The organism is Kitasatospora sp. NBC_01560, assembly GCF_045208415.1.
Taxonomy (GTDB): Bacteria; Actinomycetota; Actinomycetes; order Streptomycetales; family Streptomycetaceae; genus Kitasatospora.
In genome coordinates, this window is record NZ_CP109364.1 from 9,025,310 (window position 1) to 9,038,375 (window position 13,066).

Annotated in this window: 10 protein-coding genes; 3 read left to right on the forward strand and 7 right to left on the reverse strand. The window is 74.8% G+C overall.

Annotated features, from left to right (window positions below; all coding sequences use genetic code 11):
- The first annotated feature begins 62 nt into the window (after positions 1 to 62).
- On the forward strand, positions 63 to 740 hold the full coding sequence (locus OH807_RS38530; protein ID WP_406209265.1) for a CBS domain-containing protein: 678 nt from the start codon (positions 63 to 65) through the stop codon (positions 738 to 740).
- 103 nt (positions 741 to 843) lie between these two features.
- Here the strand turns inward: OH807_RS38530 and OH807_RS38535 are convergent, their stop codons facing one another.
- The 5 genes from OH807_RS38535 to OH807_RS38555 form a co-directional block, all read right to left on the reverse strand.
- Positions 844 to 1,377 (reverse strand): flavodoxin family protein, encoded by a 534-nt coding sequence (locus OH807_RS38535; RefSeq protein ID WP_406209268.1) that lies wholly within the window; start codon positions 1,375 to 1,377, stop codon positions 844 to 846.
- Between the two features lie 203 nt (positions 1,378 to 1,580).
- Complete coding sequence (gene chrA / locus OH807_RS38540; protein ID WP_406209271.1) at positions 1,581 to 2,762, reverse strand: chromate efflux transporter; 1,182 nt, start codon at positions 2,760 to 2,762, stop codon at positions 1,581 to 1,583.
- 131 nt (positions 2,763 to 2,893) lie between these two features.
- Positions 2,894 to 3,307, reverse strand: a complete 414-nt coding sequence (locus OH807_RS38545) for a universal stress protein (protein WP_406209274.1) — start codon at positions 3,305 to 3,307, stop codon at positions 2,894 to 2,896.
- A 107-nt stretch (positions 3,308 to 3,414) separates the two neighbouring features.
- The gene (locus OH807_RS38550) at positions 3,415 to 4,740 is read right to left on the reverse strand and encodes a PP2C family protein-serine/threonine phosphatase (protein ID WP_406209277.1); all 1,326 of its coding nucleotides are present in this window, start codon (positions 4,738 to 4,740) and stop codon (positions 3,415 to 3,417) included.
- A 259-nt stretch (positions 4,741 to 4,999) separates the two neighbouring features.
- Positions 5,000 to 5,884 carry a universal stress protein gene (locus tag OH807_RS38555; protein ID WP_406209280.1) on the reverse strand — a complete coding sequence of 295 codons (885 nt, stop codon included), beginning with the start codon at positions 5,882 to 5,884 and terminating at the stop codon, positions 5,000 to 5,002.
- A gap of 452 nt (positions 5,885 to 6,336) precedes the next feature.
- Here OH807_RS38555 and OH807_RS38560 point away from each other — a divergent pair, with 452 nt between their 5' ends.
- Entirely contained in the window at positions 6,337 to 6,822 is a 486-nt protein-coding gene (locus tag OH807_RS38560) for a hypothetical protein (protein ID WP_406209283.1), read from the forward strand.
- 19 nt (positions 6,823 to 6,841) lie between these two features.
- On the opposite strand, the gene OH807_RS38565 is transcribed toward OH807_RS38560, so the two are convergent.
- Both OH807_RS38565 and OH807_RS38570 read right to left on the reverse strand, forming a co-directional pair.
- Entirely contained in the window at positions 6,842 to 9,265 is a 2,424-nt protein-coding gene (locus OH807_RS38565) for a glycoside hydrolase family 65 protein (RefSeq protein ID WP_406209286.1), read from the reverse strand.
- 58 nt (positions 9,266 to 9,323) lie between these two features.
- The gene (locus OH807_RS38570; RefSeq protein WP_406209288.1) at positions 9,324 to 10,067 is read right to left on the reverse strand and encodes a helix-turn-helix domain-containing protein; all 744 of its coding nucleotides are present in this window, start codon (positions 10,065 to 10,067) and stop codon (positions 9,324 to 9,326) included.
- Between the two features lie 274 nt (positions 10,068 to 10,341).
- Here OH807_RS38570 and OH807_RS38575 point away from each other — a divergent pair, with 274 nt between their 5' ends.
- Complete coding sequence (locus OH807_RS38575; protein ID WP_406209291.1) at positions 10,342 to 13,062, forward strand: GNAT family N-acetyltransferase; 2,721 nt, start codon at positions 10,342 to 10,344, stop codon at positions 13,060 to 13,062.
- Positions 13,063 to 13,066 lie beyond the last annotated feature (4 nt).

Sequence of the window (13,066 nt, forward strand, 5' to 3'; positions counted from 1 at the left end):
CCTGCCCGATCCCGACCCCGGCGGCCCACGCTGCGGCCCCGCACCCGAAAGGAAGTCCGACCATGCGACACCGGATCGTGGGAGAGCTGATGACCTCCGCCGTCGTGCACGTGCGACCCGACACCGGCTTCAAGGAGATCGTCCGCCTGCTCGCCGACCACGACATCACCGCCGTGCCCGTCGTCGACGAACAGGACCGGCCGCTCGGCCTGGTCTCCGAGGCCGACCTGCTGCTCAAGGAGGCCTCCCGGGAGGACCCCGCAGGCCTGCTGCCCACCCCGCGGCTGTCGGCTCCGGGCCGGGCCAGGAGCCGCGCCACCACGGCCGAGGGCCTCATGGCCGGCCCGGCCGTGTGCGCCCGCCCCGAGTGGACCGTGGTGGAGGCCGCCCGGGTGATGCAGGCCAAGCACCTCAAGCGCCTCGTGGTGACCGACGAGGCCGGCCGTCTGATCGGCATCGTCAGCCGTTCCGACCTGCTGCGGGTCTTCCTCCGTCACGACCGGGCGATCCGCGAGGAGATCCGCGGCGAGGTCCTCTCCCGGACCTTGGGCATCCCGCCGGACAGCCTCGACGTCGAGGTCCACGACGGACAGGTCACCCTCGGCGGCACCGTCGAGCACCGGAGCCTGCCGGCCGTCATCGAGCGGTTGTGCCGGAGCGTCGACGGCGTGGTCTCGGTGACGAACCGCCTCGACCACCGGGCGGCCGATGCCGCCGCCGCACCGCGTTCGGCCGGCTGATCCCCGGCACGTCGCTCCGAGGGCGCACGAGGCCGGCTCGGCACGTGCCGGTCGAAGGCGACGGGGGACCGGTCGGGGGCTGCGGGCGGGCCGTGGCGGACGGTCAGACCAGTCCGGCGCCCCAGGCACGGGCCCGGTCGAGTTCGCCCGCGCGCAGCGGGCCGTCGGCGTCCTCGACGAGGAACCCCTCGGGTTCGGCGACCACGTCGTAGTGGTGGCGGGAGAGCCGTTGGGCGATGCCCTCGGCGGCCGCCCCGCTCATCCGCATCTCGGCGCGGGTGTCGAAGGCGGCGGCGTGGGTTCCGGGCTCGGTCTTCGGGAGTCGGTGGAACCAGGTCCGCAGGCCCGGACCCTCGGCGGTCTCGTACGCCTCCTCGGCGGCTTCCGCGCGGTCCTCCTTCCTGGCCTCGGCCACGGCCGCCATCCGGCGGCTGAGCCCGGAGGACATTCCGTGCATGTGGGTGGGGCCGCCCACCACGAGGAGGTCGGCCGTGCGCGTCATCCCGGTGTCGGCCCGGGCCACGGGCAGGCAGTCGACCGACGCCTCGGGGTCGGCCTGGTGCACCCCTTCGGCGATGGCCTCGGCGATCTCGCGGGTGTTGCCGTACATGCTCTCGTACACGATCACGGTGTGCATGGTTCCCACCTCTCGTCGGTTCCAGCGTCCCGCGCCGGTCCCGCCGGGGAACGGGCCGTTCGGTCCTGGCCGGGCGTCGAACGGCCCTCGGTGCGGTGTCAGTGGTGGGGGAGGACCGCGGCGTGGGCTGCCGGCCCGGAGCAGGGGCGAGCGGCAGAGCGGGCCCGGGACCACGCCGCGTCCGCTTCGTGTTCAGGGACGGATCAGCCGACGGGCCAGCCGATGAGGGATGCCGCGACACCGAGGGCCCCGGCACCGAGCAGGCTGCCGACGACGCCCTTGCGGGCGGCGAGCAGCCACAGGGCGGCGAGGGCGAGGACTCCGTACTGCCAGGCGTGTTGGAGGGCGAGGGCCAGCGGGACGGCGGAGCCGGTGATCGCTCCGATCACGGCGGGGCCGGCGCCGGTGAAGAACGCCTGCACCCCGGCGTCCGCACGCAGCCGGTCGAAGCGGTGAGCGCCGAGGAGGACGAACAGGAACGAGGGGGCGAAGGCCACGGCGGCGGCCAGCAGCGCGCCGGGAACGCCTGCTGCCGCGTAGCCGACGACGGCGACGGTCTGGACGACGGGGCCGGGCGTGATCTGGCCGAGGGCGACGGCATTGAGGAACTGGCTGTCGGTCATCCAGTGATAGGTGTGGACGGCGTCGCTCTGCATCATCGGGATGATCACGAAGCCACCGCCGTAGGACAGCGCGCCGACCTTGAAGGCGACCCAGGCGAGAGCGAGCAGGCCGCCCAGGGCGGGCACGGCGGCGGCCAGTGGCAACGGCCACGTCGCCCGCTGCTGAGCGCGGAGGCGGGTGCCACGGGTCCGTACGGCCGCCTCGGCCGCGCCGGCACCGAGCAGCACCAGCGCCATCCAGGGGCCGACCAGTACGGTTGCCACCGCGCCGGCGAGGAAGTAGCCGATCCACCGGACCCGCGCAGCCCGTGCGTCACCGGCGCGCTTCCAGCTCGCCGGGACGAGTGCGCGGGCGGCCTGGACCGCGACCGCCGCGACCGCTGCCCCGGCTCCTGCCGCGGCACCGGCCACCCACAGCGGTGGACTGCCCGCCAGGAACAGCGCGGCCAGCCCGATGATCAGCGCCAGACCGGGCAGGATGAACGCCGCGCCGCCGACCAGCGCGCCGGGTACGCCGCGCAGGCGCCAGGCGGTGAAGATCGCCAGTTGGGTGGAGGCCGGCCCGGGCAGCAGGTTCGTCGCCGCGATCCCGTCCTCGAACTCGGCCGCCGAGATCCAGCCGCGCCGCTCCACACAGAGCCTGCGCAGCAAGGCGATGTGGGTCGGCGGGCCACCGAATCCGGTGCAGCCGATCCAACCCCACGCCCGGACGATCGTCCCCAGCCCGACCCGCTGCGCCGCAGACCTCTGCTCGCCCTCCACCGGACCCACTCCCGCCCTCGCTGATCAGCTGCGAGATCCTAACGGCACGAGGTGAACCGGGAGTGGACGGCCCGATCTCCTTTCCTCGTCCGACCGGGCGTCGAGGGCCCCGGGCGCGGTGCGGTGCGGTGTCAGCGGTGGGGGACGATCGCGACGGGACAGCGGACGTGGTGGATCGCGGCGTGGGCCACTGGACCGAGGTGGGGGCCGAGCGGCAGCCGGCGGCCGTGCCGGCCGAGTACGACCAGGCTGGCTGCCGCCGAGGCCTCCACCACGACGTCGGCGGCGTTGCCCCGCACCAGGTCGGACTTCACGTCGACCTGCGGGTAGCGGGACCGCCAGGGCGCCAGCGCGTCGGCCGACTGCGTGCTCTCGGCGGCCGAGAGATCCTTCTCCACGCCGCGGATCGCATCGTAGGCCATGTACTCGCTGCCGATCGGGGGCGCCCAGGCGTGAACGGCCCGCAGGGGCACCGAGCGCCGGGCGGCGGCTTCGAAGGCGAAGGCGAGAACGTCGTCGGCCGGCTGTCGGACGTCGACGCCCACCAGGACGTCCCGCGCACGGTCGGTGATGGTGGCGTCCCCCTGGCCGGCCGCTCTCCCGGAGGCTCCCGGCGGGCGGTTCGTGCCGAGCGCGTCGGGGCCGGTGGGGATCAGGTCGTCGGAGTGCGCAGGGCGAGGACGGCGAGATCGTCGCGGCCGTCTCCCAGGCGGGCGTCCGCCAGCCTCCGGCACAGGTCGTCCAGGGGCAGGTCGGCGTGGCTGGTGGCGATGCGGGCGAGGGCGGTCAGGCCGGTGTCGAGGGGGCGGTCGGGGCGCTCGACCAGGCCGTCGGTGAACAACACGAGCGTGCTGCCGGCGGGGAGCGGGCGGACGTGGTCCGGGCGGGGCACGTCCGGGTCGACACCGAGGGGCAGGCCGGGGTCGGCGTGCAGGTACCGGGCGGGGCCGTCGGGCGGTATCAGGAGCGGAGGAGGGTGTCCTGCGGTGCTCCAGCGCAGCGTCCAACCGTCCTCGGCGGGTTCGATGCGGGCGAGGCAGGTGGTGGTGATCGGGTTGTCGGTGATCGCCTGGAGGGTGCGGTCGAGCTGCGTCAGGACGGCGCTGGGCGGGGTGCGGCGGTCGTAGAGCAGGGCGCACAGCATGTTGCGGATCCGGGCCATCGCGGCGGCGGCCCTCAGGTCGTGTCCGACGACGTCGCCGATGACCAGCGCACAGGCGCCGTCGGGGAGCGCCAGGGCGTCGTACCAGTCGCCACCGATGTGGTCCGGGGCCGTGGCGGGGCGGTAGATCGCGGCGACGGACAAGGGCGCCAGCTCGGGTAGCCGGGGCAGGAGGAGGCGCTGGAAGTACTCGGCGTTGGTGCGGACCTGCCGGTAGAGGCGGGCGTTCTCGATCGCGAGGCCGGCCGCGCCGGCGAGCGCCACGACGATGTCCTGGTCGTGGTGGTCGAACGGGCGCCCGTCACGCCGTTCGGACAGGTACAGGTTGCCGTAGACGCGCCCCCGGGAGGTGACCGCCACCCCGAGCAGGGTCCGCATCGGCGGGTGGCCCGGGGGGAAGCCCGCCGACCGCGGGTGGGCGCCGATGTCGGCGACCCGCAGCGGCTCGGGATGTTCGATGAGGTGCCCCAGGAGGCCGCGCCCGTGCGGAAGCGCGACGTCGGAGAGGCCCGCCAGCTCCTGCTCGCTCAGCCCGACGGGGATGAACTCCTCCAGTTGTCCGCCGTCCTCGCTCAGCACGCCCAGTGCGCCGTAGCGGGCGTCCACCAGGCCCATCGCCGCGGTGATCACCCGGTGCAGCACGACCGGCAGTTCCAGCTCCCGGCCCACCGCCAGCACCGCGTCCAGCAAGTCCTGGAAACGGTCCCGGGCGTTGGCCAGGGTCCGCAGACGTCCGACGATCCGATCCAGCTCGTCGTCGATCCGGTGGTCCGGATCGGGCACGTCCGGCGGCGTCGGTCCTTCCTCCTGGTCCATCGAGCCTGCCTTCGGTCGGCCTGCTGAACATTCCGTCGCGGCGGGCCGGCGGTCACCCGAGCGGCCCCGGGCCGGGGGACGACACGGGTGTCTCCCGCCCTTCCACCCTAGGCAGGACCTCGGCGGACGGCAGAAGTGCAGAGGGTCGCGCGGTCCCGTCCCGTGCTTCCCGGCCGTCCGGCCGTCCGGCCGTCCGGCTGCCCGGTCCGTACCGGACGGCCTCCTTCGCGGTAGCCGGGCCGGTGCGGTCTGCTCGGCATCATCCCGGGCTCCGGCGGGCCGTGGGCACGACGAGCACCGGGCAGTGGGCGCGGTGGAGCAGGCCGTGCGGGACGGAGCCGAGCCGCATGCCGGTGAAGCCGCCGTCACCGCGGCGTCCCACGACGACCGCGAGCGCGTGCGCCGAGGCCGTGGCCAGCTCCTCGACGGGGTGGCCGCGGATCACCTCGTGGGTCAGTCGGACGTCGGGGCGGAGGGTGTGGTTGCCGGCCGTGGTCTCGTGGAGCTGGCGCTGCAGCGTCCTGACGGCGGACGCCTCGTCGACCCGGCTGATCAGCGGGGACTGCCACACCCAGAGTGCCCGGAGGCACGCCTCCCGCCGCGCGGCGACCTCGAAGGCTGCGTCGACGGCCGCCGCCGAGGACGGACTGCCGTCGACCCCCACGACCACGTACGGCGGATCCTGGGTCACGTGCTCGGGCTCGCGCACGACCGCGACCGGACAGCGGGCCTGGGCGCTGACCGGGACGGTCACGGAGAACGTGCTCAGCACCTCCTCGGCCCGGTTGAGCCCGCGCGAGCCGAGGACGACGAGCGCGGCGTGGGCCGACTCCCGGCACAGCGCCAGGGCGGGGACGTCCTCGGTCACGGACGTGGTCACGGTCAGGCCGGGGTGCCGCTCGCGGACCGCCGTGGCGGCCAGGTCCAGGGCCTCGTCGCCGCGTTCGCGCAGCGCCTTGCGGTAGTGGCCCTCGTCGTGGGCGTGAAGTTCGCGGAACTGGACCGGGACCGCGTGCACCAGGCGCAACGGCAGGCCACGGCGGTCGGCCTCGTCGGCGGCCCAGACGGCGGTCATCCGCCCGGCGGCCACGGCATCGACGCCGAGGACGATCGGACGGTTCCCACCGGAGGTCGGGGATGTCATGGCTCCTCCACGGGTCGGGCGACCGGAGGCCCGGATCCGGTCCTACGTCCACGCTAGAAGGACCGGGGCAGCGGTGGCAGGGCCGGTCGGCCCTCCCCGACCGGGACCGGCCCCCCTCGTCCGCGGCAGCCTCCGCGGGGGCGACGGCATCACGCTCGGCGCGTGCGGGCAGGGCCGGGCGCCCCCGGAGCGGGGGCCATGAGACCCCTTTCGAAGGTGCCGGGGAGCCGGACGGCCGGACCTCCCGGCCCTTGGAGAGGTCCCGGACGCCGAGAAGAGTGGAGCCACCGGTCCGCATCGCCGTGAGGAGGCGCGCCGTGCAAGCGTCGTCCGTGACCCGTGTGCACCCGGCCACGCGCACCACCCCGTGGCGTCACCTCCGCCGCGCCGTCGGCCGGGATCCGAGCCCGCTGTGCCGGCGGGTGGACAGGGCCTTCAGCCGCCTCGCCGTCATGGTGACGTTGACGCTCCTCGGGGCTCTGGTGGTGGCTTCCGTGATCGCGCTGCTGGTGTTCCGGGGCGAGAGCCGGACGGCGCAGCAGACGGCCCGGCACCGCCACGCCGTGACGGCGACGACCACCGGCCCGGCGCAGTCCGACGGGTTCAGGACGGGAGGTGGCCGGGCCCGGGCCCCGGCGACCTGGAACGTGCCGCGGGCCGTGGCGGGCAGCGGCCTGATCGTGGTGCCGGCCGGCACCACGTCCGGAACGGCCGTGCCGATCCAGGTGGACGACGGGGGCCGTCCTGCCGCACCGGCCGAGGATCGGCAGGCGATCACCTCGGACGCCGTGGCGGCCGGCCTCGGCACGGCGACCGGGCTCTCCGCCGTGGCGGCCGGCGCCTACGCGCTGCGCCGCCGCACGCTGGGGCGCCGGGCCGAGATGAGCTGGGAACCCGAGTGGGAGCAGGTCGAACCGCTCTGGTCCGGGCGGAGCTGAGCGAGGCCTTCCGGACGGTTCAGAGCGGAAAGACCCGGCTCTCACCGGGCCGGACGAGGACCGGGGTGCCGCGGAACCGGATCCGGACGGGATCCTGGTGACTCTCGCGAAGGCTCACCGTCACCGTGCGGCGGTCGGTGGCGATCACCACGCCCCAGTGGCCGCGGTAGCGCAGCTCCAGCTCCAGCCGGCCGAGGGCGGACGGCAGGTGCGGGTCCAGCCAGAGCGCGTCCTCGCGGATCTCCAGGCCGGTGTAGCAGCGTTGCAGGAGGTCGACCGCGCCGGCCATGGCGCCGAGGTGGACGCCCTCGGCGGTGGTGCCGCCCTGGGAGTCCCGGAGGTCCGCGGTCAGGGCGTCGCGGAAGTGGCGCCAGGAGGCGCGGCGGTCGGATCGGGTGAGCACCCAGGCGTGCACCACCGAGCTGAGCGTGGAGCCGTGCACGGTGCGCCGCAGGTAGTAGCCGGTGGTGCGGCGCAGCAGCTCGTGTCCGGCGGGGTGGCCGAGGTGCCGGAGCAGGTCGCGGACCTCGCGGGCGGAGAACAGGTACCAGAGCATGAGGACGTCGGCCTGCTTGGACACCCGGTAGCGGTTGGTGGTGTCGCCCTCGGCCTCCAGGAGCCGGTCGAGCCGGCGCAGGTCGGGGTATCGGCTCCGGTACCTGGTCCAGTCGAGTTCGGCGAGCCGCTCGTAGCCGTCGAACTGGCTGAGCACACCGTCGTGGAAGGGGACGTGCAACCGTCGGCCCACCTCGCGCCAGCGGTCGAGTTCGGTGTCGTCGATGGCCAGCCGTTCCAGCAGTTCGTCGCGCCGGCGGCCGGGCAGGACGTGGACGGTGTCCAGGGCGCGCGCCAGCACCCAGGAGGCGAGGACGTTGGTGTAGGTGTTGTCGTCCAGGCCGGGGGTGTCCGCCCAGGGGTAGGCGTCGTGGTACTCGTCCGGGCCGAGCACCCCGCGGATCGACCAGCGCTCACGGTCACGGTCCCAGCTCGCGGCGGAGCACCAGAAGCGGGCGATCTCCAGCAAGGTCTCGGCGCCGGCCCCGGCGAGGAAGTCGAGGTCCCCGGTGGCCTGGTAGTACTGCCAGACGTTGTAGGCAACGGCCGAGCCGACGTGCCGCTGGAGGTGGCTGTGGTCGGGCAGCCAGCGGCCCGAGAGGGGGTTCAGATGGAGCCGCTGGGACTCCTCGCGGCCGTCGATCGCGCTCTGCCACGGGTACATCGCACCGCGCAGGCCGACCTCGCGGGCGGCCTGCCGGGCGGCGTCCAGACGGCGGTGGCGGTAGTGCAGGACGGCTCGCGCCAGTTCGGGGAAGCGCAGGTTGAGCAGTTGGAGGACGAACAGCTCGTCCCAGAACACGTGCCCGCGGTACGCCTCCCCGTGCAGCCCCCGGGCCGGGATGCCGACGTCGAGGTCGACGGAGTGCTCCGAGTACGTCTGGAGCAGGTGGAACAGGTCCAGGTGCAGCGGGCCGGCGCCGTCGAAGTCCGCGTCGATCCGGCAGCGCCGCCACAACTCGGCCCAGCGCGAGGAGTGTGCGGCCAGCAAGGGGCCGAAGCCGGGGGCCTCTGCGGCGAGCAGGCGGGATGCCTCCGGCGGTGCCGTGATCGCGGGGTCGTGCGAGGTGTGGACGGCGACCGTCTTCTCGACCGTTACCGGACGGCCGGGCCGGGTGTCCGTGCTGAGGGTCTGCGCCGCCCAGCCGTCCCGGAACTCGCATCGGTGGTCGGCGTCGACGGCCACGCCCGCCCGGTACAGGCGGGTCCGGGCCGCGAGGGCGATGCGCAGCGGCGAGCCGGTGGCCGCGACCTCCAGCCAGAGTGTCCCGTCCTCGTCCACGCCGTGGCCGGACGGTACCAGGTGGCGTGCGGTCAGGCCGCGGTAGCGGGCGACCCCGGTGTTGGTCACGGTGCCGTCCAGGGCGGAGCGGATCTCCAGCGGGCCGGACCAGTTCTCGGGGGAGAGGGTGGTCTCCAGCGCGAGCAGGTGCGGCTGCGCCTGGCTGGCGAGGCGGCGTTGGACCAGCTGTGTCCGGCGCCCGTCGGTGTCGACGACGAGGGCGTGCCGGGTCAGCAGACCGCGCCGGAGGTCCAGCTCCAGGGTCTGCTCGGCGGGCGGGCCGGTGAACCATGCGCCGCCGGCCGGGCGGAAGGTCAGGGGCAGCCAGTTCGGGGTGTTGATCAGGTCCACGTTGGTGACCGCCCGGCCGGCGAGCATCGAGGACGCGCGGTCGTAGCAGCCGGCCAGGTACGTGCCCGGGTAGTGGACCCCGTCGGCCGTCGACTCGGGCGCGGCGCCGCGGGTGACGACGTAGCCGTTTCCGACCGCGCAGAGTGCTTCCCGAAGACCCTCCCCGGCCGGGTCGAAGCCTTGGTACCGCAGGGTCCACGGGTCGGGCATCGCCGCGCCGGCTGTCGTGGTCGTGGTGAGGGTCTCCGGCTCCACGCGGCGGCCTCCGTGCTGTCGGCGTCCCTCCAGTCTGCGCAACGCGGCGACGGGGCGCTCATTCGGCGGTGTCCGCGCGCGGTCCCTCCTCCGCCGTGCGGATGGACCGGCCGGTCAGGGACGTCGGCCTGAGGCGGATCCACACCTCGCGCGGCCCTCCGGCCCACGGGTCCGGGCTGCCCCGGCGGAGGAGCCGTTCGACGGCTTCCGGTTCGTCGAAGGCGGCGGCGTCGCCGACGGCCAGGACGCTCCAGCCGGTGCGCGCCGAGTCGTCGATCCGGTCGACCTCGAAGGCGATCCGGAGGCCCCGGGCGGCGGCGAGGGTGCTTCTGGCGGCGGTGCGGAAGATCAGCGTCCCGTCGAGGACGCGGTAGTTGACCGGGAGCACCACCGGGCCCTCGGCCGTGCTCAGGGCGACCCGCCCGACGCCGCCCGGAGCCAGTCTGCCCCAACACTCCGGGGCCGACAGCTCGGTCAGGACGGGGTGGGCGGTGGCCGCCGCCCACCCGGGCGGTAGCGCGAGATCGCCGCCGAGGAGCTGCGTGGCGGACGTGCCGAGGGCGTCGGCCAGCCTGATCAGCGCTCCGCTCCCGATGGTGGCCGGTGACGACTCCAGGTACTCCAGGAAGCCCTCCGCCATGCCGGCCCTCGCGGCCGTCTCCGCACGGCTGAGTCCGAGCTGTCGACGACGCAGGGCGATCCGGCGTCCGAGGTCGCCCGGACCGGCCGGGGCGTCGTCGGCCTCGTCGGACCGGAAGGGACGGCCCCGAGGCTGGTCCCCGCCCGTGAGTGCCATGAACATGGCCCGCTCCTTTCGAGGCCCGAACCGTTCGGGGTGCTGCCACGGGAACGGCGCCCGTTCGAGGGCGTGGCCCCGGTACCGGACCGGTCGACCGGCACGACTCCAGGGTCGGTGGCGGGCGGGAGCGGTGCGAGGGGCCGGCCGGGTCGCGCGCGGCGCCGAACGGTCCGCCGGATTCCGTCCCGAAGGTGGGCCGGTCGGCCCTTCCGGAGGGCGCGCAGGGGTGCGGACGCTGGATCTGTCCGCACCACCGGTCCGAGGCCGAGGAGGCGCCATGTCCACCGTCCCGCACCCGCCGCCGGCCGTCGAGGCGCTGATCGCCGACGGGACGACGGTCGAGATCCGCCCGATCGCCCCGTCGGACCGCGACGCCGTCCTCGGCCTGCACGCCGACCGGATGTCGGCCGAAAGCCGGCGGCTGCGCTTCTTCGGTGCCAGCCGGCGGGCGCCGGAGCTGGCCGCGGAGCGGTTGTGCACCGACGGCCGGCCCGGCCTGCTCGCACTCGGCGCCTGGGCGGGAGGGGAGTTGATCGGGGAGGCCGACTGCGAGGCCCTGGACGACCCGGCCACCGCCGAGCTGGCACTGGCGGTCGCGGACGAGTGGCACCGCCGGGGCGTGGCGACCCTGCTGCTGGAGCACTTGGTCCATGCCGCACGCGGCCGGGGCGTCCGCGTCTTCGAGGCCGACACCCTGGCCGGCAACCGGGGTGTCCACCGCGTCTTCGCCGACCTCGGGCTGCCCGTGCACCGTCGCCTCGAACAGGGTGAGATCCGGGTGCGGGTGCCGTTGGACGAGACGGACGAGCACTACCGCGAGGCGGTGGACGGGCGAGGGCGCCGTGCTGACGTCGCCAGCCTGGGCCCGCTGTTGCGGCCGGCATCGGTCGCGGTCCTCGGAGCCTCGCGCCGACCGGGGTCGGTCGGCCGGACCGTGCTGCGGAAGATCCGCGACGGGGGCTTCACCGGGCCCCTGTGGGTGGTCAACCCCAAGGCCCAGGAAGTGGCGGGCGAGCGCTCCTACCCGTCGGTGGGTGCTCTGCCGGCCGTTCCGGACCTCGTGGTGCTGGCCGTGCCGCCCGGGGTCGTGGCAGGTGCCGCCGAGGAGTGCGGACGGGCCGGTGTCCGGGCGCTGGTGGTGCTCACCGCCGGGCTGGGGCAGGCCGAGTCGCGGCAGCTGATGCGGGCCTGCCGCCGCCACAGCATGCGGATGGTCGGCCCGAACAGTCTCGGTGTGGCCCAGACCGACCCCGCCGTCCGGCTGGATGCCGAGTTCGGAGGGGCGTTCCCGCTGCCCGGAACGGCCGGCGTCGCCGTCCAGTCCGGGGGAGTCGGCATCGCGCTGCTGGAGCGACTGGCCTGGCTCGGCATCGGTGTCTCGGGCTTCGTCTCGCTCGGCGACAAGTACGACGTCAGCGGCAACGACCTGCTCCGGTGGTGGGAGGGCGACGGCCGTACCGAGCTGGTGCTGCTGCACCTGGAGTCCTTCGGCAACCCGCGGGCCTTCGGCCGAACCGCCCGCCGCGTGACGCGGAAGCTGCCCGTCCTGACCGTCGATGCCGGCCGCTCGACCGCCGGCCGGCGCGGCGCCGCCTCGCACACGGCGGCCGCGGCCACCCCCACCGTCACCCGCGAGGCGCTGTTCCGGCAGGCCGGGATCACCGCGACCCGCAGCATCGACGAACTCGTCGGCACGGCAGCACTGTTGTACGCCCAGCCGCTTCCCGCCCCGCGCGGCGCGGTCGCCGTCGTGTCCAACGCGGGCGGCATCGGCATCCTCGCCGCCGACGCCTGCGCCGACGCCGGACTGCTGCTGCCCGAGCTCGCTCCCGATCTCCTGGAGTCGCTCCCCGAAGGTGCCTCGGCCCGAAACCCGGTCGACACCACGGCAGCGGTCGGCCCGGCCGAACTGGCCCGCTGCCTCAAGGCGGTGGAGCACAGTCGGGCCGTCGACGCCCTGCTGGTCTGCCTCGTCCCCACCGCCCTCGCGACGGCGACCGACGGTGATCCGGTGCGGGCGTTGCTCGACGGCCCGGCCCGGCGCCGGATCCCGATCGTCGCCGTCCTGCTCGACCAACAGGTGCCCGTCCGCCACCTGACGTGCGACGACGGCGGCCGGCTGCCGTCGTACTCCGACACGGTGGCCGCCGCCCGTGCGCTGGCCCACGCCCGTGACCGCGCCCGGTGGCTCGCCGAACCGTCCACCGCGGAGGCGGACCCGCCGGGCTGTGATCCGAAGGCCGCCAGGGCCCTGGTCGAGGCCCACCTCGTTGCCGAGCCGGACGGCGGCTGGCTCGACCCGCTGAGCACGGCCGACCTGCTGGACTGCTACGGACTGCCGCTGACCACCTCGGTCTGGGCACGGGACGAACACAGCGCGGTGGCGGCCGCCCGAGGCCTGCGCGGCCTCGGGCACGGAGGAGAGGTCGTGCTGAAGGCGTACTGGCCCGGCCAGGTCCACAAGAGCGCCGCCGGAGCGGTGCGCACCGGCCTGGCCACGGACGCCCAGGCCCGGGCCGTCTTCCGCGAGTTCGGCGAACGCTTCGGCGGACGGCTGAGCGGCGCGGTGGTGCAGCCGATGGCCGCCCCGGGGCTCGAACTGCTCGTCGGCGTCGTCCAGGACCGCGTTTTCGGTCCGCTCGTCGTCCTCGGTATGGGCGGCACCACTGCCGACGTCCTCGCCGACCGTACCGCCCGCCTGGCCCCGCTCACCGAGCACGATCTCACCGCCATGGTCACCGAACTACGAGGCGCACCACTGCTGCTGGGCTACCGGGGCGCACCTCCGGTCGACCTCGCGGCGGTCCGTGACGTACTCGCCCGGATCTCCCGGCTCGCCGCCGACCTCCCCCAACTCGTCGAGGCCGACCTCAACCCCCTGATCGCCCGCCCCGACGGCGTCATCTGCGTCGACGCCCGGATCAGGCTGGAACCCCGCCCCTCCTTCGACCCCTACCTGCGCCGGCTGCGCCGACCGGCCGCCGTGCAGGACGAGTGAGCAC

Excerpts from the sequence above, each read along its gene's own strand:
- OH807_RS38530 (WP_406209265.1), top strand. The coding sequence starts at position 63 with ATGCGACACCGGATCGTGGGAGAGCTGATGACCTCCGCCGTCGTGCAC.
- OH807_RS38535 (WP_406209268.1), bottom strand. The coding sequence starts at position 1,377 with ATGCACACCGTGATCGTGTACGAGAGCATGTACGGCAACACCCGCGAG.
- OH807_RS38550 (WP_406209277.1), bottom strand. The coding sequence starts at position 4,740 with ATGGACCAGGAGGAAGGACCGACGCCGCCGGACGTGCCCGATCCGGAC.
- OH807_RS38555 (WP_406209280.1), bottom strand. The coding sequence starts at position 5,884 with ATGACATCCCCGACCTCCGGTGGGAACCGTCCGATCGTCCTCGGCGTC.
- OH807_RS38560 (WP_406209283.1), top strand. The coding sequence starts at position 6,337 with ATGGTGACGTTGACGCTCCTCGGGGCTCTGGTGGTGGCTTCCGTGATC.
- OH807_RS38570 (WP_406209288.1), bottom strand. The coding sequence starts at position 10,067 with ATGTTCATGGCACTCACGGGCGGGGACCAGCCTCGGGGCCGTCCCTTC.
- OH807_RS38575 (WP_406209291.1), top strand. The coding sequence starts at position 10,342 with ATGTCCACCGTCCCGCACCCGCCGCCGGCCGTCGAGGCGCTGATCGCC.